The following is a 26,563-nucleotide window of genomic DNA, read 5'->3' on the forward strand; positions in this document are numbered from 1 at the left end:
TGATTGATAAAAAAATCTCAGCCTGCCCAATCCCTGTATGATAAGTATTAGAAACCTTTTGTAATTATTTGAAAAGTGGGACTATGGAGATTTTGACACTAGGTTGGGTAGCGTTGTTAGTTGTGTTTACTTGGTCAATTGCAATGGTAGTGTGGGGACGTAACGGACTATAGAGGCATTGTGGAAAGTCCATTCTTGAGTATTTTGGCTTTATTTGCTGTAGTGCTGCTCGTAGTAGTCACTGGTGGTATTGGTTATTTAACCCTGGCGGATTGGCGCGATCGCCGTCGTCGAGATGAAGAAAAACGCACCACCCGCAGCGCCACTCCTAAGCGGCGATAGTTTTCTGGTAATTGAAAATCTTTTTGTAGGGACGCGATTGTATCGCGTCCCTACATTGTTTTTATGACATTCCCAGGGAATAATTGTTAACTTTGCGATCGCAACGGGAATCATTAAATAGAAGACTTTCAATATTTAAAGTCCCACTGGGAATGGAAAACTCCTCTACTACTCAATCCATACAACCAAATTCAAAACGGCAAGAATCTCATTTAGATGTAACATGTTCCTTGCATCAGAATGAGCAACAAAAAGCCTTATCTGGAGTTATTGCCCGTATTCGGGAGTCTCTAGACATAGAAACTATCTTCAAAATTACAGTCACTGAAGTCCGCCAACTTCTGAAAAGCGATCGGGTTGGCGTGTTTCGTTTTTATCCTGATTTGGCATGGGAAGGAGAATTTATTTATGAAGATGTGGCAGCCGAATGGAATTCGGCATTAGCAGCCAAACTGCGCGACCACTGCTTTAGTGAGGAGTTCGCAGAACTTTATCAGCAAGGTCGAATTAGAGCAATAACTGATATTTATCAAGTAAATGCTAGTGATTGCTACATCCAGATTCTGGAAAAATTCCAAGTACGTGCTAGTATAATTGCCCCCTTGATCAAAGGTAAAGATTTATGGGGATTGTTGTGTATTCATCAGTGTAGTAATCCTCGACAATGGGAAGCATCAGAAATTGAGTTTGTGCAATTAATTGCCGAACATTTAGGAGTTGCTTTACAGCAAGCAGATTTCCTCGAACAAGTCAAACTACAATCAGCAGAGCTAGCACAAGCAAAAGCCAGAGAAAAAGCGGCCCAATGGCAGAAAACTATAGCGATCACCATTGAAAAAATTCGCCAGTCCTTAGACTTGGAAAGCATTTTCCATACAACCACCGCAGAACTTAGGCAGCTGCTAAATGTCGATCGCGTAGCTATCTATCGGTTCAATCCCGATTGGAGTGGTGAATTTGTGTTTGAATCAGTGGCAGAGGGTTGGGTTTCCCTCATAGATCAACAGTCGCAACGCCCGGAATTGAAAGAGAATGTCAGCGTATGTAGTGCCAAAGATTTAGCTAAACCTCCAGTCGCTGATACCTATTTACAAGATACAGAGGGTGGGAACTTCACTCAGTGTGAAGTGTACCGAATTTGTAATGATATTTACAATTCAGGCTTTAGTGACTGCTACATTAAAATTTTAGAGATATATCAAGCAAAAGCTTATGCGATCGTTGCTATTTACCACGGTCAAAAGCTCTGGGGCTTGCTAGCAGCATACCAAAATGCTGAAACCCGTGATTGGCAAAAAGATGAGGTTTACTTGCTTACCCAAGTTGGCACCCAACTAGGTGTGGCTTTGCAGCAAGCGGAATTTATCCAACAAATGCAGATTCAAGCAGCAGATATCAGCAAAGCTGCTGAAAGGCAAAGAGCGTTAGCGCACACAGTAGAAAAAATTCGTCAGTCTCTTGAAATTGAAGCCATATTTAAAACCACTACTCAAGAAGTTCGTCGGTTATTAGAAGTGGAACGAGTCGCAATTTATCGCTTCTATCCTGATTGGAGTGGAGAATTTGTGGCTGATTCCATCGTTGATGGCTGGACACCAATGGTTAAGCCGCAGCCTGTGACAGAAGGCGTTCTTGTGCAAGGAAAACAAGCGGGTAAATATGCACGTAATGAAGTTTTTGTACCAATTTCTCAGGGTGAAAAGCTGTGGGGATTGCTAGTAGCTTATCAAAACTCCCAGCCCCGTTATTGGCAAGATGAAGAAATCAACTTGCTAGCCCAAGTTGGCGTTCAATTGGGGGTAGCATTACAGCAAGCTGAATCCTTGACACAGATGCAGGTGCAAGCCCAAAAACTGGCTCAAGCCGCCGAACGAGAACGGAAAGCAGCCGAAAGACAGAAGGCCTTAGCTGCAACAGTGGAGAAAATCCGCCACTCTCTTGATATTGACACCATTTTTGCGACCAGTACAGAAGAAGTCCGACGGTTATTGGAAGTTGACCGAGTGACAATCTATCGATTCGGGACTGATTGGAGTGGGAAATTTGTTGCTGAGTCTTTAGCCGAAGGTTGGACATCAGTAAAGGAAATTGTACCTGCAATGTCTACGACGGTCACTGAGCCAAGTCGAAGTGCGGGCTACGCCTATGCAAGTAATTACTTGCAAGAAACCCAAGGCGGGGATTTTGCTAATGGTAAAACTCTTGTTATTAAGGATGTTTACAGCACCGATGATTCTTCTATTCCTTATATTGCCCTGATTGAACTCATGGAGGCTAGGGCATATATGATTGTGCCGATTTTTCAGGGTGAGAAACTTTGGGGATTGCTAGCAGCTTATCAAAATATCAAACCCCGTGATTGGCAAGAAGATGAAGTAGATTTGTTGATGCAAATTGGTACTCAGTTAGGCGTAGGACTTCAGCAAGCGGAATTACTAGAACAAACTCAATGTCAAAAAGAAGAGTTGACCCAGACTCTGAAAGAATTACAGGACACTCAGAGTCAGTTAATTCAAAGTGAAAAAATGGCAGGTTTAGGGCAGTTAGTTGCTGGTGTAGCACATGAAATTAATAACCCGATTAGTTTCATTTATGGAAATATCACTTATGTTACTGAACATACCGAAAATTTATTTAAATTGCTGCGCCTTTATCAGAAACAGTATTCTAAAGCAACAGGAGAAATTCAAAAGCAAGTAGCAGCACTAGATTTAGATTTCATTAATGATGACTTGCCCAAAATTCTGGCTTCAATGAAGATGGGTGCAGAGCGGATTTCTCAATTAGTCTTGTCGTTACGAAGTTTTTCTCGACTTGACGAAGCAGGAATGAAGCCCGTTGACCTTCATGAAGGTATCGATAGTACTTTGCTAATTTTACAACATCGACTGCAACCAGAAACTAATTCTTTTGCGATTGAGGTAGTTAAACAATATGGTGAATTACCCCCGGTAGTCTGCTATGCAGCCCAGATGAATCAGGTGTTTATGAATATTCTCAACAACGCGATTGATGCACTGGAAAACTCAGCAATTAGTGGAAAAAGAATTGACAATCCTCAAATTTGGATACGTACAGAAGTTATAGAAGAGCATACTGTTCTGATTTGGATTGCTGACAATGGTTGTGGCATTCCAGAAATTGTGCGATCGCGTATTTTTGAACCTTTCTTTACCACCAAACAACCTGGACAAGGTACTGGCTTAGGGTTATCTATTAGTTACCAAATTATTGTAGAAAAACACTGCGGTACTATCAAATGTGTTTCTGAACCTGGCAAAGGCTGTGAGTTCTGGATAGAAATCCCGATCAAACGATAGTTAGTTAAAAAAGAAATCAGGCGGTGCCTTCTCTACGAGAGGCTACGCCTTTTTTAACGAACTATTCCAGGCGTAGAGAACACACAGCAAGCAGAGGGCGATGCCTTCGGCGGGCTTTGCCTACGCTTTTTTATCTCACGCAATAGCCACACTCAATTCCGATTTTTGATCGGTTCACTACCATGTAAGTGTCGGGACGTTCTCAGTAAACTAAAATAGCTATTCACGCTAAAATATAATATAACTACCAGTGCTAAAACTGATTAATATCTACTCGTGTTTTTAAATTATCTACTTGCAAGGTATTTATGAACAATAATCAACCGCTCACAGCACAATCATCAACTACACCCCGCGCTGAACTATTATTAGAAATTCAACAAACTCCAGAAGAATATGTACCAGAATTACTACAAATTGTACGTCTATTTCGTCAAAGTGTGAGGATGAAACAGACATCATTAAATAACTGGGAAGATGCTCTTAATGAAATTAATCAGAGTGATGCCGTCAAACAACAAGAAAGGAAAACAAACATCAAAAAAATATTTGAGTCATGGAATGAGTTAGATGAACAAGAAGAACAACAACAAACTTTAGAAATTATTGAATCTATGAAAGGTATTTCTATTTAAAATAGGATGAGTAAGGTTATCATCTTAGATTCTGCACCTGTGGGATTAATTACTAATCCAAAAGCAACGCCTCTAGCTGTGCAATGTCAAGAATGGTTTTATACTCTATTTGAGAGAGGATATGAAGTAATTTTACCAGAAATTATAGATTATGAAATTAGACGGGAATTATTAAGAGCAAATAAATTATCAGGAATTAGAAAACTTAATCAACTAAAGTCAGAAATTATCTATCTTCCTATTACAACAGAAGTGATGTTGAAAGCAGCACAGTTATGGGCCCAAGTAAGAAATCAAGGAAAATCTACAGCAGATAATAAAGCTTTAGATGGTGATGTGATTTTGGCATCTCAATCTATTTTAGTTGCTAATTATGGGCATGAGGTTATTATTGCCACAAGCAATAAAAAACATCTATCTATTTTTATTGATGCTAGAGAATGGCAAGAAATTTAGAATGTGAAGTGTGCGATCGCACCGTGGAGATTTGGCGATCGCTCTTTTTATCTCACGCAAAGGCTCAAAAGAAGAAGAGAGCGCTTTTCATTCAATACGTACTGTGAGTACGTTTACTTATGGTGTATTCCCTCATAAGATCGCAAGACGAACTAAGTGTTCGTTTTTTAGAGTGGAGTACTTAATGGATTACGAAGCAGTTCGACGACGCTTTGGTAGTAGAGTGCGTCATCTTCGAGAGGAGAAAGCTATTACACAAGAACGTTTAGCTGAATTGATAGGGAAAACTATAGAACACGTTAGCTTATTGGAGCGAGGTGAACGCTCTCCATCATTTGAAGTAATTTTAGAGACTGCTAATGCACTCAATATTTCAGTTTCTTATCTAATGAATATTGAGCAGACAAATGATAATACTGATACTATAAATACTCTGCTCGTTGCTCCAGTTTCTCCTACTCTAGTTAAGCCTGTCGAAGAGCCTATTACCACAAAAAATAAGCGTAGTTCTGATATTGAGCGGTTACAATTGGCATTTAATGGTATTCGAGAAATGCAAAAACTAGCAGATGAATATGGCATTAATGATATTTTGCAAGACAATGGTGGAAAAGTTCTACAGGTACTCATTTTATTAGGTTTACGTATATCTCCAGGTAGAGAAGGAAACGATGCTATTGATGCAGATGATAATGAATATGAATTAAAAACAATAAATCGCGCACTTAATAAAAATGCTGGTGTAACTACACACCATCATCTCAATAAAGATATTCTTTGTAAGTATCGATCCGTCAAAGCATGGTATATAGCAGTGTATGAAGGTATAGAATTGATCGAAATTTATAAAGTCCCTTCTTCTATTCTCGAAGAAAAATTTCAACAATGGGAGATTAAGCTACAAACACAGGAATCTATAAATAATCCCAAGATCCCAATGAAATTGGTTAAAAAAGGTGAAATTGTTTACACTAAACAAATAAACACACATTAGCAAAATTACATACTTATTGAGATTAAATTCAGAATTCTATATTTCTAACTTAAGTTGACCATAACTTGCAATTCTGATATTTTCTTCCATATTCATCAGATTTTTAAATATTTCTAAAGATTGATGCAAACTTAAATTTACATCCATAAATCTAAAAGCAGAAGCAGCTAAGTAAGACTTGTTTTGCTCAAAAGATATCCAATGTCTCTGCGATACTTCCGCCGCTGCACCAGTAGTATTAGAGCCAGCAAATATATCAAGTACTATATCTGCTGGTTCTGTAAGAAAGTTAATAAAAAATGTAGGTAATTTTTGCGGAAAACGTGCTGGATGTGGAGAAATTTCCGCTGCTTTACAAAGTTGCATATACCTAGAATTACTTTCGGTATTAGCAATTTGCAATAAATTGGAAGGAATTGCTCCTCCATTATCATTAGCAAAAGTAGAGCCAATATCATGTCCTGAAGGACGTGTTTTAGGTTTGTAATATTTTTCAGGATTGGCTTGCAGCTTTTTCATTCTTTCAGAATAAGGAACAAGAACTTTACTCACGTCAGCTTTAGGATTATCAGTTTTTGATAACCACCAGATAGTGTTGACTGAATCTTTCGCCCTAATTTTGCGTTTATTCACCCATTCAATAGGTGAAGGGAGTTTAGATGGATTATACCAAAAGAACTCCTCAGCTAAACGAAAATTTAGTTCATCACATAGTCTAATTAAAATACGATAATTATGAAGTGATCGCACAGGACGCTTAGTTTGATATGCTCCCCCAAGATCAATTACAAAACTTCCATCAGACTTTAGTACACGATAAACTTTTTTACAGAAAGCAAAAAGCCAATCTACATAAGCTTCTTGATCAACATTACCGTAAATTTTTTCACGTTGTAGTGCAAAGGGAGGAGAAGTAATCACTAGATTAACAGAATTTGATTCAACTTTGTCTAGTAATTCAAGTGAATCTCCAAGATATGCATAGCCATACTCTGTAGTGTACAAAGGTGTTCCAAATACAATAGATACCATTCTTAGCTAACTAATATATATTTTTATTAACTATTTGTAATTATAATATGGCAATCTAAATTTAAACGTGAAAAAATACGGAGACTATTCGGATTTTAAGTCAACGCTACCGTAATCGCAGACAACGTTTTGTGTTGCGCTGTCACTTAATTGCTGGAATTTATAACTATGAGCTTCTTAATGCAAGTTAAGTTTTAGAAAATGTGTTTAACACATTACTCTACCACAAAACTTTTTTGCAAGAGGTCTATTAAAAAAGTGTACTACTTTTTTGTTGAATTAAAAAAACTTGCCCTGAGAATATCACACCCCCAAGACAAGCTAACTCTCTAAATCCTTTACTCCGCGCTCTCTGCGCCTCTGCGGTTGGTTAAAGTTGCTTCACTTCCGAAACCAACTTCGCCACCATATCCTTAGCGCTACCAAAAAGCATCGTAGTTTTATCCTTGTAGAACAACTCATTATCTACACCGGCAAAACCCGTACTCATCCCGCGCTTAATCACAATCGTCTGCTTCGCCCGATCTACTTCCAAAATCGGCATACCATAAATTGGGCTACTTGCATCACTCCGCGCTGCCGGATTTACCACATCATTTGCCCCAATTACCAAAGCCACATCCGCTTGTTCAAACTGGGGATTAATATCATCCATGTCGTACAACTGGGTATAAGCCACATTTGCCTCTGCTAGCAACACATTCATGTGTCCCGGCATTCTCCCAGCAACAGGGTGAATGGCATACTTGACATCAACACCCATTTTTTCTAACTGATCGGATAATTCCCGGACGCTATGTTGCGCTTGGGCAACTGCCATACCATAACCAGGCACAATTACCACAGAACGGGCATAACCCAACATCATCGCCCCTTCTTCGGGATCGATACTGCGGACAGTTTGATCGGTTGCACCACCACCAGCAGCACCACCACCAGAAGTAGATCCTGTACCAAAAGCGCTGAACAACACACTGAAGAGAGAGCGGTTCATCGCCTTACACATAATTTCGGTGAGGATTAAGCCGGATGCTCCTACCAAAGCCCCAGCGATGATTAACATATTGTTCATCACCACGAAACCAGCCGCCGCCGCCGCTACACCTGACAAGGAGTTCAACAGCGAGATTACCACTGGCATATCGCCGCCACCAATGGGGATGACGAACATCACACCCAACACTAAGGAAACAGCTACCACTCCCAAGAATATGGGTAAGCTATCTGGTGTGATGATTAAATAGGCACTGCCTACCAAATAAGCACCCAGAAGTAAGAGGTTAAATGGTTGCTGGAAAGGAAATGTAATCGGGGAACCGCTAATTAAACCTTGCAATTTGGCAAAGGCTAAGAAACTACCTGTGAAGGTAACGCCACCGATTAACACGTCCAATAGCATGGAAATGTTCACATCTAGGGGTACGGGTGCGCCAGAATCCAATAATCGCCAGAATTCGGCAACGGCGACTAATGCAGAAGCCGCACCACCTAAACCGTTGAGTAAACCCACCATTTGGGGCATTTCCGTCATTTGGACTTTGTAGGCAACGATCGCACCAATTCCCGATCCAATCGCCAAGCCCAACAATATCATCTCGTAGTTCAACACATGGCGATCCAGCATTGTCGCCACAATTGCCAGCAACATCCCCACAGATGCAATCACATTACCGTTTCGCGCTGTAGCTGGTGAACCCAGCTTTTTCAAACCAAAAATGAATAAGGATGCAGCGACTAAATATGTCAGCTGAATGCCAGTTGGTAAAAAGTCGCTCACGCCTTAATCTCCTTCTTCTTGAACATTTGCAGCATTCTATCTGTGACTAGAAAGCCACCTACAACGTTGACTGTAGCTAGTACTACGGCAATTAAACCGAGAATCACTGACACAGTTGTTTCTCTAGCACCTGAAGCTACTATTGCCCCAAGTACCGAAATGCCAGAAATCGCGTTTGAGCCTGACATTAGGGGCGTGTGTAAAGTCGGTGGTATTTTGTTGATAACTTCAAAGCCGATAAAAGATGCCAATACAAATACAAACAAAGCAGCAAGTAATGCCTCTGTCATGAAATCAAAACTCCTTGTATAAATGGGAATGGGGAATTGGGCATTGGGCATTGGGCATTGGTTGTTAATTCTTCTTCCCCTACCTCCCCTGCCTCCCCTGCTCCCTCATCTCCCTAATTAACCGCCGGTTGCTGAGTATTCGATGCTTGTAATGCATCCCGCACTCGTTGATTGCGAATTTCACCTGCATGGGTAACGCAAGCTGCATCAACGATGTCGTCGCCAAAGTCCACCTGCAAAGCTTTCTCTTTGTTAATTAGCAGTTGAATCAACGATGTTACGTTCTTGGCATACAATTGGCTGGCGTGAATTGGCATTGATGATGGGAGATTGATGGGGCCGATAATTGTTACGCCGTTCCACACAATATCTTTGCCGGGTTCGGTACAGGCGCAGTTACCACCTTGTTCAGCAGCCAAATCCACGATTACCGAACCTGGTTTCATTTGTGCCACCATTTCTTCTGTAACTAGCCGTGGTGCTTGTCTCCCAGGTACTTGAGCAGTAGTAATCACTACATCAGAATTCTTAATGTGTTCGGCGACAACTTCTTGGGTACGTTGTTTGCTAGCCTCAGAAATTTCCTTGGCGTAACCGCCAGCAGCGACGGTTTCTTCGTCTAATTTGACTTCAACGAATTTTGCCCCTAAGCTTTGCACTTCTTCTTTAACGGCGGGACGAATATCGAAGGCTTCTACCACTGCTCCCAAACGTCTAGCGGTGGCGATCGCTTGCAATCCGGCTACACCAGCGCCCATAATAAATACTTTCGCTGGAGCGATCGTGCCTGCGGCTGTGGTTAACATCGGAAAGTATTTCGGTAAGGCTGCGGCGGCAATTAATACTGCTTTGTAACCTGCTAATGAAGCTTGCGAGGACAAAGCATCCATACTTTGCGCCCTGGTGGTACGGGGGATCATCTCCATACTCAAAGCTGTGACTTTCCGATTTGCTAGTTGCTGCGCCACAACAGGATTTCCCAAAGGATTGAGGAAACTGACTAAAACAGCCCCTTCCTTTAACAAATCAACTTCTGAGCGTCCATCTTCTCGTTCTTGCGGTGGACTTACTTTCAGCAGAATATCTGTTTCACCCCATAATTTGGCAGTATCGCTGATTATTGTGGCTCCTGCTGCTTCATAGTCTGGATCGCCAAAAAATGAGCGTTCTCCTGCACCCGCTTCTACCCACACTTCCAAACCTTGTTTTACCAATCGGGCAACGGTGTCAGGAATTAATGCCACACGACGTTCACAAACTTCAATTTCTTTAGCAACTGCTATTCTCATGAAATCTCCTGAAGATAAATACCTAATCTCTGCCAAGTAAGCGATTGTCCAGATGATGGGTGTCCCGCACTCATAGTACTTAGGCAGGAACATCAGCCATGAATTTTACTTGTAGATTGAACCTTGAATCTTTCCTCTCCCACTCTTTGCTCTCTAGACAAAGCCTCATTTTTTTGTAAAGTTCTGAGCGGAGGTTCCCTCCAATCGGACTTTTTGCTTTGCCGCTCGCAGATGTCATATTTTCAGATATTTGCAAACAGGGTTATGTATTGCACATCCTAAATTGATTCCCAAATTTTGCATCTTTATCTTTAGGTTGTTTTCGGGATTGAGAAATTTTGGTATTCCTTTCTTATAGAGTAATATTGACCGAATTTTGAAAGCTTGATAATTTCCCAATCAAATTTTAATGATTACAACTTCGATTCCAATCCAACTTATTTTAATCAATTTAGCCCAACTTAACTGGCGATCGCTGATGGCACACCTCAATTTTTATAACAAAATTCTCAAATTTAGATACACTTATACATATTTAGAAACATAATCCAACCCCCAACTGTGTTTATATCTAGTTCCAATTTGACCCAATTTAGCCATCAAATCATGGCTACATAAGGGTAATGAAGTAAATTTAATATACGTTTGTTTTAATACTAAGTAACTTTACTGTTGCCTAAACATCAGACAGGATGGCACTTTTTTTGGAAATTAAACGTCCATTGTCGAGAAGCCAGTAGTAAAGTTTAGTAAAGAATACTAACACACAGTTATTTTTAGATCGCAGATTTATATTTTTGTAGAGGAAGCCCGATTATGCGACGTTTACTTTCTGCTTTAGCCGTGACTAGCTTTTTGGTTACTGGATTACCAGCCTTGACTTTGGCGCAAAGCTTACCTGGATTTACGCTGTTTAGCGGCGTCAAACAAGAAAATCAGCTACCCTTCCGATTAGATTTTGGCGGACAAGCTAATGGTTGGGATCGATACATACTAAAGATTCCAGCCAAAAGAATGAAATTGGCAGTTGGTCAATTTGCCATTACCTACCCTGATTATTACAAAGGAACTTTTGACCAGAAAAAAATTGAAGTCCGAGTCAAAGGCAAAGCAGTTCCGCTTTCTGAGGTGAAATGGGACAAAGAAGGTAAGCTGATTAATATTTTTCCTCAAGATCCAGTACCAGCAGGTAGCCCAGTCGAGGTAGTGTTATCTAACGTGAAAAACCCATCCTTCGGCGGAGTTTACTATTTTAACTGTCAAGTGCTTTCCCCTGGCGATGTACCACTACTGCGCTATATGGGAACATGGATTTTGAGCATCACTTAAGAATAAGGAGTAGAGATATAACCAATCGACGATTCACAATTCCCTAACAAAGTGATATGATTAGAGATTGTGAGTTTTTATAAAAATCACTTAAGAGGAGAAGAGTATGAAAAGAACACTGGGCGGTACTAGCCGTAAGAGAAAAAGAACCTCTGGTTTTCGCGCCAGGATGCGGACACCAGACGGCAGAAACGTAATTAGCGCCAGAAGAAAAAAGGGCCGTCACCGTCTGAGTGTTTAGGACAGATCGAGCGATAAAGAGCATCTGTGGCTTTGCCCAAAACAAATCGGCTAAAATCCCGCAAGGATTTCCAGGCAGTTTTTCGAGAAGGAATTCGGCGTCATGGCTCTTATTTAATATTGAGAGCCTTAAAGCCTTTATGTTCAACGAAACCTTCTTTGGACACTGCCACCCAGATTACACAAGCAGCTGACTTAAAGCTCCTTGCTAGCACGCGGATTGGTATTTCAATTAGCACAAAAGTCAGCAAAAGGGCAGTGGTTCGCAACCGAATCAAACGGCAAATTACTGCTGCTTTATATAATCTGCTGCCAAAATTATCACCAGGATGGCGGCTAGTATTCATTGTCAAACCCACAGCAGCAGAATCTAAGTGCGTAAGCCCACAATTTCTGCAAGAATTAGAGCAGTTGTTGGCACAAGCTGAGGTGTTCGATGGGAATTCGTGAAGATGTTTATTATGAAGGTGGCCCCCATGTTGGGGATTTAATTGTCAACCTGCTGATTGGGCTAACAATTGTCGGGCTACCATTAGCAGTCGGGGCAATTGTCAGGGCATTGTGGCTGCGTTTCCGCATCACCGATCGCCGAATTACTGTTACCGGAGGTTGGCAGGGACGCGATCGCACTGACGTAATTTACTCAGAAATTGTCAAAATCGTCAAAGTCCCCCGTGGCATTGGCTTCTGGGGAGATATGGCAATCACCCTAAAAAACGGTAGTCGTCTGGAATTGCGTGCAATTCCCAAGTTTCGGGAAGTCTATGACTACATAAACGAAAGAATTGCTGCGAAAAATCCCGAATTTAGCGCTCCTGCCAACAAGTGATGAGAGTAGGGGGAGATTAGGGAGATGGAAGTATCAAAGCCCAATCCCCAGTCCCCAGTCCCCAGTCCCCATTTAAATGTGCGGCTATCCGTAGCGAAAGATAGTCGCCTACAATTCATGATTTAGATAAATTAGATTCAGTTTACAGTACCTCAGGTTGAATTCAGAATAATGGATTTTGGTATCGGCTTTCTCTCGAACAACGTGATGCTGCCAATCATAGATTTCTTCTATGGTATAGTGCCTAGCTACGGATTAGCGATCGTTGCTTTGACCTTGATAGTCCGCTTCGCGCTCTATCCCCTGAGTGCTGGCTCAATTCGCAACATGCGGAAAATGCGAATTGTACAACCTCTGATGCAGAAGCGGATGGCAGAAATCAAAGAGCGCTATAAGGACGATCCGCAAAAGCAGCAGGAGGAAATGGTTAATGTCCAAAAAGAATTTGGCAATCCTTTGGCAGGCTGTTTTCCATTACTAGTGCAAATGCCAGTTTTGTTAGCGCTGTTTGCTACCTTGCGGGGTTCGCCTTTTGCAAGTGCGAACTACAGCGTTAACCTGCAAATTCTTCCCGCAGAACAAATCGAACAAATTCAACCGCAAGCCTTTGCTACTGCTCCTCAAAATATTTACATTGCAGATGGGGAACACGTTAAAGTAGCTGCCATTATTCCTAGCGGAAACAAACTAGCAGTAGGAGAACAAACCAAGATACAGTATCAGACTGTTGCAGGTAAACCATTTCAGGTACTCTTAGCAGAACACCCAGAAAATAAGCTGGTTCCTGATTGGAAAGTTACCAAAGGTGAAGATAGAATAAAAATTGATGCCCAAGGCAATGTAGAAGCCTTGCAACCAGGAGAAGTTACTATTCAAGGAACAATTCCTGGATTAGCAGCAGAAAAAGGCTTTCTATTTATTGACGCTTTAGGTAGGGTTGGCGCACAAGATCCAGATGGCACAATCCACTGGGATATCGTCGCCATGATCGTCTTTTTTGGAATCAGCCTTTATGTTAGCCAAATGCTTTCCGGGCAAAATTCCAGCGGTGGCAATCCGCAGCAGGATACAGTTAACAAAATCACCCCCGTCATCTTTTCTGGGATGTTCTTGTTCTTCCCCCTACCAGCTGGGGTACTGATGTATATGGTGATTGGTAATATTTTCCAAACCGCCCAAACTTATCTTCTCTCCCGGGAACCTCTACCGGAGGAACTACAAAAAATTGTAGAAACCCAAGAGAAAGAAGCAGCAGTCACAGAACAAAAAGCATTACCATTTGAACCAAAAAGTCCTAAGAAAAAGGCAACAGGGGGATCATGAGCGACATTCCGATGCAGCGGGGTCAGCAGTGGTTAAAAACCCTGCTGGAACTCACTGGAATACCTGCTGAGATTCAGGGTCATTTAGAAACTGCCCAATCTCAAGACGGCGATTCTCCAGAACCAGATAACTACTGGTTGACTATTGACCAAACTAATTTGACATCAGAACAAATCCAGGTGTTAATTGGTGCTGATGGTTCTGTGTTAGATGCGATTCAGTATCTCGCAAATTCGGTTCTAAACCTTAGCCAACCCCCGGAAGAACAAGCCTCTTACACCATTGAGTTAAATGGCTACCGGGTTAAAAGAGAAGCCGAAATTCGGGCATTAGCAGAAGCAGCAGCCGATGAAGTACGCTTTTCTGGTAGAGAAGTGGAAATCAAATCTCTTAGTTCTGCTGAACGGCGTCAAGTTCATACCTTCTTAAAGGAATTTGGAGATTTAGAAACCTTCAGTCGCGGTAAAGAGCCACATCGCCATCTGGTTGTCTGTCCCGCTTCGTTGGAAGGAGTTAGGAGTTAGCAGTAGAGACGCGATTAATCGCGTCTGTACAGGAGTTTGGAGTTAATTGAAAACTCATAACCATATATAATTTCAAAATTTCTCTTTTTGTTAAGGGATAAAATAAAGATTCAGTATCAGTATAATTGCTGATAATCTAGATAAATTTTAGTGAGGATGTCTCACAAATCCTATGGACGCAATTTATATTCCGCAGCTAACTAGAGCATCGGAGCGAACAGAGGAAGTTCAAGTTAAGGAATTTCTGCCTGGTCTAGAAACGTTAACACCAGTTCGCGGCCATGTGCGCGTGCAACATCATGGCAATTACCTGGAAGTGTCAGGTCAGGCAGAAACAATTATTACTTGTACCTGCAACCGTTGCTTGCAGCAATACAATCGCCGTTTAGGGGTTGATACAAAGGAAATCATCTGGTTAGATGAAACTGCAAATCAGGCAAATGACTTGCCCTTAGAAAGGGAAGTGGTTATGGAAGATTTGCTAGAAAGCTTACCGCCCGATGGTTATTTTTATCCCAACGAATGGCTGTATGAGCAGATGTGTTTGGCAATACCGCAGCGCCAGTTATGCGATCGCAATTGTCCAGGTATTCCTGTAAGTAGTACTGTTGATAGTCCTGATACTTCTGATAGTCGTGAAACTCCAGTTGATAACCGTTGGGCTTCTCTACAAGCTTTGAAAAAGCAACTTCCAGGATAGTAATTTGATAATTTTGTCAGACTGAAGTCTGCACTTATATGAACTAAGCCTGTCTACACAGGCTTATTGTTTTATTAGTAAAAATGATGAAAGAAATATTAAATAATTTGGAAAGACTGGGTTTTTATTCTTATGAAAATTCAGCTTTAGTTCCCATAATTCAAGCATTACAGTTAAATAACAATTCAATTTGGTTAAGAGATGGAAAATATAAAAGATTGAATACATTAGATATAACATCATTTCCAGAAGCAGAGGAACTGATGGATAATAAAACGGACGAAGACGATAACTTTTTGTATTTATACAGACCCTTACCACCACACCGTTGCTTTCCTCTAGATAAAGAAGATTTGTATGAATATCCACCAATGATATTTGAAGATATTTACTTATGTAATAGTTTAAGCAGATGTGGCGTTATCATCAAGGATGTAGATGAATATGAGGATTCTGAAGGCAATTCGCATCTAATTACCAATGTAGGCGATTTTTTAATTTGCCCTTACGAATTTAGAACGTCATATACTCAAACTTATTTAAAATGGCGGGTTGTTACCGCAAGAATTCTGTTGATGCTTAATCTTATTCTGTCTCAATCAGATAGTGATGCAAGATTTTATGTACTAAGTGAAGAAGGCAAAGAGGGAGCTACTATTGTAGGTTTGATAAATCCACCTATGTTTAATTTTTTTCAAGACATTAGCGAATTAGAAAATCAAGATTTACCAAAGCCTATCGAGAAATATTTTGAAAGCATATTGTTCTAATTTGATAGCGGCGACCTCGCAAGGAAGTTGCGACGAAAAGGCAGATGAAATCCTTAACAGCAATTACTTATAGGCATTAATAAAATATATTGCCCAACGGAAGTGTAGAGGTTGGCCCCAGATACAATAGCTGAAGTATCCATAGGTATCTTAATCTTATTCTGTCTCCAGCAGATAATGATGAAAGATTTTATATACTGTTATATGTTGGTTTTTTAGTTGTTAGAGGCGATACAAACCTGAACAATGAGAGAAGAACTAATAACCACAACTATATATGAACTTCCGTGAAGAGTTTAAACTGCTGCTACGCGCCCGCTATCCTTTGATTTATATTCCCACCTATGAGGAAGAACGGGTAGAAGCAGCTATCCGGGAAGAAGCAAGCAACCAGGGTAATCGCCCGGTGTATACTTGGGATTTTGTCGATGGCTATCAGGGAAACCCCAATGATATTGGGTTTGGGCGGCGTAACCCGTTGCAAGCTTTAGAATTTATCGAAAAATTACCAGCTTCCGCACCTGCGGTATTGATTTTACGAGATTATCATCGCTTTTTAGAAGATGTGGCGATCGCTCGCAAACTCCGCAATCTGTCCAGACTTCTCAAATCGCAACCAAAAAATATTGTCCTACTGTCACCACGCATCGCCATCCCTGACGATTTAACGGAAGTGCTGACAGTCGTCGAGTTTCCCTTACCCGCCGCCCCAGAAATTAAAACTGAGGTAGATCGCTTACTACAAAGTACTGGTAACTCCCTTTCTGGCAAAGTTTTAGATGATTTGGTGCGCTCTTGTCAAGGACTTTCGATGGAACGGATTCGCCGGGTTTTGGCAAAAGCGATCGCAACCCACGGAGAATTGCGACCAGAAGACATGGAGCTGGTTTTGGAAGAAAAGCGCCAAACTATCCGCCAAACCCAAATCCTGGACTTCTACCCCGCCACTGAGCAAATTTCTGATATTGGCGGACTGGATAACTTGAAAGATTGGTTGATTCGGCGGGGAGGTTCATTTACAGATCGAGCGCGACAGTACGGATTACCGCACCCCCGTGGTTTAATGTTGGTGGGTATTCAGGGAACTGGTAAATCGTTAACGGCAAAAGCGATCGCTCATCATTGGCATTTACCCCTGCTACGTTTGGATGTGGGCAGGTTATTTGGTGGTTTGGTGGGTGAATCAGAATCTCGGACTCGCCAAATGATCCAAGTAGCTGAAGCCCTCGCTCCCTGTATTTTATGGATTGATGAAATAGATAAAGCCTTTGCTGGGCTTGGTAGCAAAGGTGATGCCGGAACAGCCAGCCGTGTGTTTGGCACTTTTATTAATTGGCTAGCCGAAAAAAGCTCACCCGTGTTTGTCGTCGCCACCGCCAACGACATCCAAGCATTACCGCCGGAAATGCTGCGCAAGGGGCGATTTGATGAAATTTTCTTTGTGGGTTTGCCCACCCAAGAAGAGAGAAAAGCAATTTATGATGTTCATTTATCCCGACTGCGCCCCCATAACTTGAAAAGTTATGACATCGACAGGCTAGCTTATGAAACCCCCGATTTTTCTGGGGCCGAGATTGAGCAAACTTTAATTGAAGCGATGCATATTGGATTTAGCCAAAATCGCGACTTTGCTACCGATGACATTTTAGAAGCAGCTAGTCAGATCATACCCTTAGCACGAACTGCCGTAGAGCAAATTCAGCAACTCCAAGAATGGGCTGCTGCTGGGAGAGCGCGTTTAGCATCTAAACACAATCCTTTGAGCGAACGCCTCCGGCGCACTACGTGAACCCAAAAAAATGTAGAGACGTAAGCACTCTTGCGTCTCTACAAAGGTTTTGGATAACGCATATTTAATTTCACCAGATGTCTATTCAGCATCGCTACAATAATGAGTTAGTCAAAAGTCAATAATGATCAATTATTATGGACTATTGATTTTTATACTGATGGGTTATTTGCCTCTGAGTTTTCACGTTATGTGGAAAAGCCAATGGAAAACCTAACCCCCCAGCCCCCCTTCCCTTGTAGGGAAGGGGGAGAAATCAAAGCCTCTCTCCTTCTAGGGGAGAGGTTTGGAGAGGGGTTTTCCAGATCCCGTGAAAAGTCAGATTTGCCTCTCTACTCGTAACCCTTGAGAGCCAGTTAAACACCACTCTCCTCAATGGGGGAAAATACGTAGATAACTGGCTCACCTACACCCTTGACTCTTGATAATCAGGTTTTAATTATGTTGTCTGGCTTAACAAAGTTTATACTGGGGTTTTTCTTAGCGATCGCTGTGCTAATAGGTGGCGGTGCTGCAATTGCACTCTATTTTATGAATCGTACTGGCATAGCCCCTGCCAAACCCATTTTTTCCAATGATAGTCCTTCGGTGAAAGCCCAAGCTCCTAAAAAAACTGAGCCTGGAGGAAGTAAGCCCGCTCTTACACCTGGAACATCTACTCAATCGTCTGCAAGCCCAACCTCTACTCCTACAGAATCACCAAAGGCTACCCCATCATCCAAACCATTACCATCGGGAGCTTACCGAGGACGTGTTAGTTGGGCTGAAGGCTTGAGTTTGCGATCGCAACCAAATCAAGAAGCTGAAAAGATTGGTGGAGTTGCTTTTAATCAAAAAATTATTATTTTGTCAGAAAGCGAGGATAAAGCTTGGCAAAAGATCCGTTTGGAAGATAGCGAACAAGAAGGTTGGGTGAAAGCAGGTAATACTGAAAAAGTTGATGAACAATAGGTATGGGGCATGGGGCATTGGGAAAGAGTAGGCAGAAGGCAGAAGGCAGGAGGCAGGAGGCAGAAGTTCTAAAATGTTTGAATTTTGAATTTTGAATTTTGAATTGATTTCTCCCCCTGCCTCCCCTGCTTCCTCATCCTCAGCACACTTACTTGTAAAGAATCATACGAAAAGTAATTCTTACATATAGTCAATGGTATACTTTTTTATATTTATTAACTTAAAAAAAGCAAGTGAAAACAGGGGTAGCTAGCCATTTAACCAAGCTTGCCTCAGTCTACGAGGCATCCGAAAGCATCAAGGTTGTTCCTATCGTAGTTAATTTTAAATTTTTAAATTGGAAAAAGTTATCCACTGATGCTGCAATGCGTCTTTTGTCTGTGGCTCTAATTACGGGGCTTCTGAGTATTGCTGGAGAAGTTTTAGCACTTCAGAAAATAGGAAGTAATGGGCCTGAAGTTAGCAGTAGCCAGAGATGTTTAAAAAAGTTAGGCTATTTTAACGGCCCAGTCACAGGTAAGTTTGCTAGCTTGACTCAAAATGCTGTAATCAAATTCCAGCAAGCCAATAGAATCTCGGCTGATGGTGTTGTAGGTGTTAGTACTCAACGAGCCTTGCAACGAGCGTGTCAAAGTAGAAGTTCTAATAGAAATATCGGTGGCGCATCACGTTCGCCAGTTGGTCAATATCCTACTCTTTCTCAAGGCAAAACTGGTGCAGCCGTGACAAGATTACAACAGCGTCTACGGCAGTTAGGCTACTTTAATACTAATCCTACTGGGAATTTTGGACGAATTACTAAAGATGCTGTAATTGCATTCCAGCGAAATTATCGCATAACTGCTAACGGGATTGTGAATCGACAAACTTGGAACGCACTAATGGGTTCCTCTCCGACTCCAGGAAGATCGAGTCTTTCCACTCAACAAGTCAGAGAACTCCAAGTGCGTTTGCGGCAGCTAGGTTATTTAAATGCTGATGCCACTGGGAATGTTGGCCCAATGACTAGAGAAGCTGTAATTGCATTCCAACGAAATAATGGATTACCTGTTGATGGCATTGCTAATGCCCAAGTTTTGGACTCAGTGCGTAGAGTCTCTACAGGTGGTATTCAACAACCAGGTAGAAATTATCTCACTGTAGGCGATCGCGGAGAAAATGTCAGATTAGTTCAAGAGCGTTTGGCACAGTTGGGTTTCTCTAATACTAATCCTAATGGAGTTTTCAACGATTACACTAGACAATCTGTGATTGCATTCCAGCAATATTCTCGAATTAATTCGAGTGGAAATGTAGATTGGCAAACTTGGGAAGCATTGGGGTTAAATGGTTCAACTGGGGGCAGTTATACTCAAAATAATGATTATGTATTAGCTGACACTAATCGCTATGTATTACCTCCTGCCAATGATTATGTAGTACCTGTTACTAATGGCAACACATTAGTTGCTAATAATCCTTACAGAGTAATAATTCCCATTTCCAGTAATGATACTCTGAGTAAAGTGCAACAATATATACCCAATGCTGTCGCGGAGCAATCCAATTTAGGAGATTATGTGAATGCTGGAGCATTTAGCGATCGCGCCCAAGCAGAAACGCTAACGAAAAAGCTCCGCTCGTTAGGTCTGGATGCGCGGGTAAAATACAATTGAAGAAGAATACAGAATTCAGAATTCAGAATTCAGAATTCTGAATCAATTAGGAGGGAATTCAGCCCATTTATCCGCCAGTCACAAAGAATTCATTCTGAATTCTGGCTCCTGACTCCTGAATTCTTCCTGTTAAATTGACAAACTCAACTGCGAACCTTCTTGAGTTTTATTCACTTCAATCCTAGCTTGGAAGGCTTCTTTGAGGTGGGGCATGTGGGTGACAGTGAGGATGCAGGCAAAATCGGAAGCGATCGCATTAATCGCAGCAATCAAGCGATCGCATCCTTCGGCATCTTGTGTACCAAAACCTTCATCCACAATCAACAGTTGCAACGCCGCCCCCGCCCGTTGCGCTAATAGTTTTGCCAAAGCCAAACGGATGGCAAAGTTAATTCTAAAGGCTTCTCCACCTGAGTAAGTTTCATAAGCTCGCGTTCCTCTAGAATCGGCGATTAAAATATCTAAGGTGTCTATTAGCTTGGCATTTTTTTTGGTAGATTTAGCACTGCGTCCAGCTTTTTGAGTAATAAATTGTACATGAAACTGATTGCCACTCAATCGCGAAAGTAGTTGATTTGTCTCGGCTTCCAGTTGCGGCAACACATTCTCAATCATCAGTGCTTGGATACCATTTTTACCAAAAGCTTGCGCTAATTCCTGATAAACACGATATTCCTGCTTGCAAGATTGTAATTGCTGCTGCTGTTCTTCATATTGAATTTGCAGCATTTCCAGTTGATGCGCCAACTGTTCTAAACGCCCCAACTTGGCTATTTGCTCGTCGAGTTGCCGTCTGCGGATTGCTAGCTGCTGCTCTAAAGCTTGAATTTGGGCAGATGGATTAGCTGTTGCTTGTAGTTGCTGGATAATACTTTCGATTTGGCTACCGAGTTTTTGGCGCTCCGTTACTCTGGCGTTTCTAGACTCCTCTAACTCTTGCAATCTCGTCTGGAGTTGCGGATACTGCTGCTGGGCTGATAGCAGGTGTTGATACCGCAAATGCCAAGATTGAGCTTTCTTTGCAGCCAGACGCAGATTGTTGTGCTGTTCGGAACTGTAGCCAATTTCAGTAATGTGACGCTCAAGAGCCGCGATTTGTTTAGCACATTCAGAATCAATCCGATCTTGCTGGATTTTAACTTGTAATTGGGCAATTTGGGATTGTAATTCTGGTTTTCGGGCTAATAGTTGCGCTTGTCGCTTAGTTGCATCTTTAATTTGCCCTTGTTTAATTTCTGCCCATCGCCACCGTTCAACTTCACTCCGAGCTAGGGCGTGGTCTTGTTCATTATAATTAACTTGTTGCAGATATTGGTCTAGCTGGCGGAGTTCAGCTTGTTTATCAGGAGCGTAATCACCAGCTTGGAGCGATCGCTCTAAATGTTGTTTTTCAGCAGCAATTTGTTGTAACTGTTGTTGGACATCAGTTGTCGCTTCTAACTGTGCTGCTAACTGTCCCCGCTGTTCGCGTAAACCATCATAGCCCGTCAACTGTTGGGATATATCGCGATATTCCTGCCGGAGTGTCTGAATTTCTTTGTCAGACACAGCCAATTGTTCCCGCACTACCCAAAACTGTCCTTGAGTATCCTCTAACTCACTTTGGGTTTTTTCAACTACTCGACTCCAGTGATGTTCATCCAGTGGACGCTCGCATAATGGACAAAGTGCTTCCGGGTTTTGCAGCATTTGCAATTTCTGCTCTAATTCTCCCAACAGTTTTTCATAATCCCGTTGATGAGCTTGCAGACGTTCGATAAAGTGCCGCCTTTCTTGCCCCTTTTCTTGGACTCGTTGCAGATAAACCCGCTTTTTCTCCAGTTCCTCAATCTGAATTGCCACATCCATCACCGCTTGTTGCAGTTGCGGTTGACGACTGTGCTGGCGTTGTAATTGGTTTTCAGTACTTTGCAGTTGTTCGAGTCGCGCTACTAAACCAGCATGAGTGCGATCGAGTTGGCTTTGTAAAGTTGCTCGTTGTTGCAACAAGGGAGTCACTTGCATTTGCAATTCATCTAAACGAGTAACATGGTGACGAGCTGCGGCTAGTTGTGATAAAGCGGCTTCTACTTCACCCGATTTAGTTAAAGTTTGTTGAATATCTCGCTCTTGTTGCTGCAAAGCTTCTAGCTGCGCTTGGGCTTGTTGCAGTTGCCGTTCGATTTCGTGAATTTCTTTGGTAAGCTGTTGTTGCTTTTGTTGGCGATTTTGTTGGGCGCGGGTATGTTCTTCAAATTTGACAGCAAAAGCTTCTTCTTGAGATTGGAGACTTTGATATTGGGCGTATCCAGCTTTAATTTCAGCTTCTTGGTGTAATATTTTTTCTAAATCTGCTAGCTGAGAGCCAATAGCTGATTGTTCTTGTTGGAGGCGATCGCAATCTTGGGTAAGATTTTGGTATTGCTGCTTTATAAAGCTAAGTTGTTGTTCCCAATTTTGGCGCTGGTGCTGGACAACTTGCAAACTTTGTAATTGAATATTATCAAAAGCTTGCACCTGTTGCAGTTGGTTGAGTTCGGCTTCTAACTCCACCCTTTGCGCTTGGGTAATCTGGCGTTGTTGCAGCTGAATTTTAATCGACTCCAAAGAACGCTCTAACTCTACTGCCTGGGCTTTGAACTGACGAGAAGATTCCTTTGCCCGTTCTTCCAAATCATCATACTGATTGAGTTTCAATAACTCCGCTAAAATTTCTTTGCGTTCTGTGGGACGCTTGAGCATAAATTCATCTGCGCGACCTTGACGTAAGTAAGCAGAATTAATAAATGTATCGTAATCGAGCTTGATGTGTTCTAGAATCAAATCTTGGGTTGCTCTTACCCCTTTGCAAGTGAGTGAGCGAAACCCCGATGGTATTTCTATTTGAAATTCGAGGACACTAGTACCTCCCCGAATTCGGGTACGAATCACCCGATATTTTTGCTGGTTACTTTTGAAAGTAAAATCAACCCGAACTTCTTTCGCACCAGAATAGATGACATCATCTTCGGCAGTGGCGCGGCTTTCACCCCAAATTGCCCAAGTGATTGCTTCTAAAAGAGAAGATTTACCCGCACCATTGGAACCCGAAATACAAGCCGTATGCAAACCGCCAAAATCTAAAGTTGCATTACGGTAACTAAGGAAATTTTTGAGGATAAGTTGTACTGGGATCATTCAGGCTATAGCGCCACATCTACTTTTAATAATTAACAGTACAGATGCACTGTTTGTTAGTTTAGCTATCTAGATATCAGGTTTCTAGTCTTGAAGACATCAATTTTACAAAAATTTACAATTATCTGAGTTAATTTTTCTTATCGCATGAAAAAGTTTTGCTGTCTTCGGAGAAAAATGAAACTTTCCTGGAGGCTTTTCGTTATTTTTTTCAGTTGACTGAGAAGAAAACGTTTCTATTTGATTTGTGAGAATTGAAAGTTATAAATCCCTGACTTCTTAAAAGTTGTCAGGGATTTTGTCTCTGAGGAATTATTTAGGATTGTAATAGTCGCCAAGAGAGAATTTGTCATTGGCTAATTACGTAGGCGTAGCCCGTCTTAGACATCGCGATCGCTTGACCTTGACCGAGGTATCAACAATCCAATGTATGTACCGACAGCAAATTTGGTTAAATCTAGAAATGGAGGGCGACTCTTCTCATCGATAACTGCCAGAGTGAGAGAACCAATCACCATAATCAGCGTTACAACAGCCAGCACTTCATCTCTTGAAGGAAATTTCTTGGATAACATTGACTCCCTCCTAAATTGTTTGAATCACTACATCTATACTTTGACAGGTGAGTGTTTGTTCTAGGCTTAAATACAGGTTTGAGATATGAGTGACTTGTGTATGCGATCAGGATGAATTGCCAAATTGGTAGTTAGAATCAGCAAAAGTGTGATGGTTAGCTTATGTTTGGGCGATCGCTTTCCTGTTCTCCAGAAGGTATCCAAAAAGCAAAAAAAGCTTTAATTCGTTATTCTTTAACTCAAAAAGCATTAGCTCAAGAGTTAGAAGTAACTCGCCAGCCGATCGGGAAGTTCTTTACAGGTAGACCTGTTGACCGCAATCTCTTTGTCCAGATTTGCGACAGGCTAGACCTAGAGTGGGAAGAAATAGTTGCTGAACCAGCGAGTGAACCAGAGGTAAATCAGGATAACAGCATTGATATTGATGCGATCGTGCAAGCAGTACGCGAAAAGATAAAACCCCTCATTCAAGAACGTTGCGGCACAATGCGAGTGCTGGATATGACTCAACCCATTGGCTTAAATGACATCTACACCAGCGTCAATATTCTGGAAAAAATCACTGGACAGCAGCGGTTAGGAATTAATGAATTATTACAAGAGTGTACAAACGAGGATTTTGACCGCTTTGGACTAAACACAATCGCTACAAAACGAGTACCAGGACTGGAAGCGGTTGAGAAATATTTTAAGCTGATGATTTTAGGAAAACCAGGGGCAGGTAAAACCACATTTTTGAAGTATTTAGCAATTCAGTGTATTGAGGGAGAGTTTCAGGGTAATCGTGTGCCAATTTTTATCACACTCAAAGATTTTGCTGAAGCTGCAAATAAACCAGGATTACTAGAATATATCAGTCAGCTTTTCTCTAGTTGCAAAATAATGACTACTCAAGTAGCTGATTTATTCAAGCATGGTAGAGTCTTGCTTTTGCTTGATGGACTAGATGAAATAAGAGAAGAGGACAGCAGCGAAGTTATACATCAGATTCGAGAAGCTTCTGACAATTTTTATCTATCTGAAGAATTTAAAAAAGACTCTCTAAAATACTCTCAAGAGTTCAAAAAAGATTCAGATAAGTATCTGTTTGCTGGCGGATTACTAAAATGGCTATGTAAAAAATTTCCTCAAAAGTTTTATACAAACTATTTTGTAACCACTTGCCGTATTGCAGCAAATGAATATACTTTTGAGAAGTTCATAGAGGTAGAAGTTGCTGATTTTGACAATGACCAAATTTCCAACTTTGCCAATAACTGGTTTAAGGATAAAGCTGTAAAACCAGAGACTTTTATCAAACGTCTCGAAGAAAATAACCGCATCAAACAACTTGCTGCAAGTCCGTTGCTGCTGACGTTACTTTGTTTAGCATTTGAAGAGTCAGGAGATTTTCCTGCAAATCGTTCTGAGTTATATAAAGAAGGGCTGGATGCGTTATTGAAAAAATGGGATGCAAAGCGGGGAATTCAACGTGACCAGATTTACAAAAAGCTATCAGTCCAACGCAAAGAAGATTTACTCAGTAAAATGGCTCTGATCACCTTTGAGCGAGGTGACTATTTCTTCAAGCAAAAAACAGCAGAACAATACATTATAGATTACATCCGTAATTTACCCAATGCTAATACTGACGATGAAGCATTGCAACTGGATAGTGAAAGATTGTTGAAGTCAATTGAAGCCCAACATGGTTTACTAGTAGAACGAGCTAAAGGCATTTACTCGTTTTCCCATCTGACATTTCATGAGTATTTTGCTGCTAGAGAAATTGTTTTTGGGACACACTCGTTAGAAGAGAGGTTGCAAAATCTAGTTATCCATCTTAATGATAAACGTTGGCGAGAAGTTTTGTTTTTAGCACTTGGAATGTCACCAAGTGCAGATCATCTATTGTTATTGATGAAAAAGCATATTGATGGGCTAGTTGTTACTGATAAAAAGTTGCAGAAGTTTTTGGTGTGGCTAAAAGAGAAATCGATTTCAGTGGATTGTCCTTGTAAACCATCTACTGTAAGAGCTTGGTACTTTGATTACACCCGCAGCTATATCGACTTGAATATGAACAATCCTGTTGGTATTAGCCTTGTTCGCGCATTAGATCCTACCTTTGACATTAAATTTAACCCTGACTTTGCCCTTAAATTTAACCCTGACTTTGCCCTTGATCATACCCTGGTCAAGACCCTCTTACGCGCTCTTGATTTTGCCATCTTTCGTACCCACCAATACCAAGATGGTTTAATACCTGATCTCGACATTGAAAACGTTCTTAAGCGTACTCTAGACCCAAAACTAACGCAATCATTGAGAAAATTTCAAGAACAACTACCAAACAAAAAAGATTGGCAAAGATCCCAGCAATGGTGGTTAGCTAATGGGAAGGCTTGGTATGAAGAATTAAGAGAAGTAATGATTAAATATCGTAATATCGGTCATGATTGGCAGTTCAGTAACGAGCAAAAAGAATTGCTTCAGCAGTATTATGATGCCAATAAATTACTGGTAGATTGCCTAAATAGTGATTGTTATGTCATACCAATTTAATATGAAGCTGCATAGAAAAGAGCTTCTAAAATAAAGTTATAAG

25 protein-coding genes and 1 pseudogene are annotated in these 26,563 nt (G+C 41.3%); 20 read left to right on the plus strand and 6 right to left on the minus strand.

What is annotated here, in order from left to right:
- Positions 1-83: 83 nt before the first annotated feature.
- The 7 genes from petN to RM368_RS30020 all read left to right on the plus strand — a co-directional run bounded on the left by petN (position 84) and on the right by RM368_RS30020 (position 5,747).
- Positions 84-173 (plus strand): cytochrome b6-f complex subunit PetN, encoded by a 90-nt coding sequence (gene petN, locus RM368_RS29990; RefSeq protein ID WP_017322509.1) that lies wholly within the window; start codon positions 84-86, stop codon positions 171-173.
- Positions 174-180: 7 nt separating this feature from the next.
- A complete protein-coding gene (locus tag RM368_RS29995; protein WP_094350864.1) occupies positions 181-342 on the plus strand; it encodes a hypothetical protein in 162 nt (53 codons plus the stop codon).
- Positions 343-494: 152 nt separating this feature from the next.
- Positions 495-3,662: a GAF domain-containing protein gene (locus tag RM368_RS30000; protein ID WP_322697433.1), complete on the plus strand. Its 3,168-nt coding sequence runs from the start codon at positions 495-497 to the stop codon at positions 3,660-3,662.
- 308 nt (positions 3,663-3,970) lie between these two features.
- On the plus strand, positions 3,971-4,297 hold the full coding sequence (locus tag RM368_RS30005; protein WP_322697434.1) for a hypothetical protein: 327 nt from the start codon (positions 3,971-3,973) through the stop codon (positions 4,295-4,297).
- A 6-nt stretch (positions 4,298-4,303) separates the two neighbouring features.
- The gene (locus RM368_RS30010) at positions 4,304-4,753 is read left to right on the plus strand and encodes a nucleic acid-binding protein (protein ID WP_322697435.1); all 450 of its coding nucleotides are present in this window, start codon (positions 4,304-4,306) and stop codon (positions 4,751-4,753) included.
- The gene (locus tag RM368_RS30015; protein ID WP_322697436.1) at positions 4,738-4,860 is read left to right on the plus strand and encodes a hypothetical protein; all 123 of its coding nucleotides are present in this window, start codon (positions 4,738-4,740) and stop codon (positions 4,858-4,860) included. Before RM368_RS30010 ends, RM368_RS30015 begins: the two co-directional genes overlap by 16 nt.
- 77 nt (positions 4,861-4,937) lie before the next feature.
- Complete coding sequence (locus tag RM368_RS30020; protein ID WP_322697437.1) at positions 4,938-5,747, plus strand: helix-turn-helix domain-containing protein; 810 nt, start codon at positions 4,938-4,940, stop codon at positions 5,745-5,747.
- 36 nt (positions 5,748-5,783) lie between these two features.
- Here RM368_RS30020 and RM368_RS30025 read toward each other — a convergent pair whose 3' ends face one another.
- On the minus strand, positions 5,784-6,779 hold the full coding sequence (locus RM368_RS30025; protein ID WP_322697438.1) for a site-specific DNA-methyltransferase: 996 nt from the start codon (positions 6,777-6,779) through the stop codon (positions 5,784-5,786).
- An 89-nt stretch (positions 6,780-6,868) separates the two neighbouring features.
- On the opposite strand from RM368_RS30025, the pseudogene RM368_RS30030 reads away from it, so the two are divergent.
- Positions 6,869-6,970, plus strand: a pseudogene (locus RM368_RS30030) (IS5/IS1182 family transposase); the annotation flags it as partial.
- Positions 6,971-7,149: 179 nt separating this feature from the next.
- On the opposite strand, the gene RM368_RS30035 reads toward RM368_RS30030, so the two are convergent.
- From RM368_RS30035 to RM368_RS30045, 3 genes are all read right to left on the minus strand, one after another.
- The gene (locus tag RM368_RS30035; RefSeq protein ID WP_322697439.1) at positions 7,150-8,556 is read right to left on the minus strand and encodes an NAD(P)(+) transhydrogenase (Re/Si-specific) subunit beta; all 1,407 of its coding nucleotides are present in this window, start codon (positions 8,554-8,556) and stop codon (positions 7,150-7,152) included.
- Complete coding sequence (locus RM368_RS30040; RefSeq protein WP_138499926.1) at positions 8,553-8,846, minus strand: NAD(P) transhydrogenase subunit alpha; 294 nt, start codon at positions 8,844-8,846, stop codon at positions 8,553-8,555. Before RM368_RS30040 ends, RM368_RS30035 begins: the two co-directional genes overlap by 4 nt.
- A 113-nt stretch (positions 8,847-8,959) precedes the next feature.
- A complete protein-coding gene (locus tag RM368_RS30045; protein WP_322683004.1) occupies positions 8,960-10,135 on the minus strand; it encodes a Re/Si-specific NAD(P)(+) transhydrogenase subunit alpha in 1,176 nt (391 codons plus the stop codon).
- A gap of 816 nt (positions 10,136-10,951) precedes the next feature.
- Here RM368_RS30045 and RM368_RS30050 point away from each other — a divergent pair.
- From RM368_RS30050 to RM368_RS30100, 11 genes are all read left to right on the plus strand, one after another.
- Positions 10,952-11,464, plus strand: a complete 513-nt coding sequence (locus tag RM368_RS30050) for a DUF2808 domain-containing protein (RefSeq protein WP_322697440.1) — start codon at positions 10,952-10,954, stop codon at positions 11,462-11,464.
- A gap of 106 nt (positions 11,465-11,570) precedes the next feature.
- Positions 11,571-11,705, plus strand: a complete 135-nt coding sequence (gene rpmH / locus RM368_RS30055; RefSeq protein WP_099102484.1) for a 50S ribosomal protein L34 — start codon at positions 11,571-11,573, stop codon at positions 11,703-11,705.
- A gap of 26 nt (positions 11,706-11,731) precedes the next feature.
- Positions 11,732-12,154, plus strand: a complete 423-nt coding sequence (gene rnpA, locus RM368_RS30060) for a ribonuclease P protein component (protein ID WP_322697441.1) — start codon at positions 11,732-11,734, stop codon at positions 12,152-12,154.
- A complete protein-coding gene (locus tag RM368_RS30065; RefSeq protein ID WP_322688581.1) occupies positions 12,141-12,533 on the plus strand; it encodes a PH domain-containing protein in 393 nt (130 codons plus the stop codon). The genes rnpA and RM368_RS30065 overlap by 14 nt, the downstream gene beginning before the upstream one ends.
- A gap of 171 nt (positions 12,534-12,704) precedes the next feature.
- The gene (gene yidC, locus RM368_RS30070; protein WP_322697442.1) at positions 12,705-13,856 is read left to right on the plus strand and encodes a membrane protein insertase YidC; all 1,152 of its coding nucleotides are present in this window, start codon (positions 12,705-12,707) and stop codon (positions 13,854-13,856) included.
- Positions 13,853-14,380, plus strand: a complete 528-nt coding sequence (locus RM368_RS30075; protein WP_289798073.1) for a protein jag — start codon at positions 13,853-13,855, stop codon at positions 14,378-14,380. Before yidC ends, RM368_RS30075 begins: the two co-directional genes overlap by 4 nt.
- Before the next feature lie 172 nt (positions 14,381-14,552).
- Positions 14,553-15,080, plus strand: a complete 528-nt coding sequence (locus tag RM368_RS30080) for a DUF177 domain-containing protein (RefSeq protein ID WP_322697443.1) — start codon at positions 14,553-14,555, stop codon at positions 15,078-15,080.
- 83 nt (positions 15,081-15,163) lie between these two features.
- Positions 15,164-15,850 (plus strand): hypothetical protein, encoded by a 687-nt coding sequence (locus RM368_RS30085; protein WP_322697444.1) that lies wholly within the window; start codon positions 15,164-15,166, stop codon positions 15,848-15,850.
- A 277-nt stretch (positions 15,851-16,127) separates the two neighbouring features.
- On the plus strand, positions 16,128-17,639 hold the full coding sequence (locus RM368_RS30090) for an AAA family ATPase (RefSeq protein WP_322697445.1): 1,512 nt from the start codon (positions 16,128-16,130) through the stop codon (positions 17,637-17,639).
- Positions 17,640-18,080: 441 nt separating this feature from the next.
- On the plus strand, positions 18,081-18,590 hold the full coding sequence (locus RM368_RS30095) for an SH3 domain-containing protein (protein ID WP_322697446.1): 510 nt from the start codon (positions 18,081-18,083) through the stop codon (positions 18,588-18,590).
- A gap of 233 nt (positions 18,591-18,823) precedes the next feature.
- Entirely contained in the window at positions 18,824-20,245 is a 1,422-nt protein-coding gene (locus RM368_RS30100; RefSeq protein ID WP_322697447.1) for a peptidoglycan-binding protein, read from the plus strand.
- Positions 20,246-20,374: 129 nt separating this feature from the next.
- On the opposite strand, the gene RM368_RS30105 is transcribed toward RM368_RS30100, so the two are convergent.
- Complete coding sequence (locus RM368_RS30105) at positions 20,375-23,401, minus strand: SMC family ATPase (protein WP_322697448.1); 3,027 nt, start codon at positions 23,399-23,401, stop codon at positions 20,375-20,377.
- Positions 23,402-23,781: 380 nt separating this feature from the next.
- Positions 23,782-23,976: a hypothetical protein gene (locus RM368_RS30110; protein ID WP_094350888.1), complete on the minus strand. Its 195-nt coding sequence runs from the start codon at positions 23,974-23,976 to the stop codon at positions 23,782-23,784.
- 162 nt (positions 23,977-24,138) lie between these two features.
- On the opposite strand from RM368_RS30110, the gene RM368_RS30115 reads away from it, so the two are divergent.
- Positions 24,139-26,520, plus strand: a complete 2,382-nt coding sequence (locus RM368_RS30115; protein WP_322697449.1) for an NACHT domain-containing NTPase — start codon at positions 24,139-24,141, stop codon at positions 26,518-26,520.
- The last annotated feature ends 43 nt before the right edge of the window (positions 26,521-26,563 follow it).

This window comes from Nostoc sp. DedSLP03, from assembly GCF_034530815.1.
Classification (GTDB): Bacteria; Cyanobacteriota; Cyanobacteriia; order Cyanobacteriales; family Nostocaceae; genus Nostoc.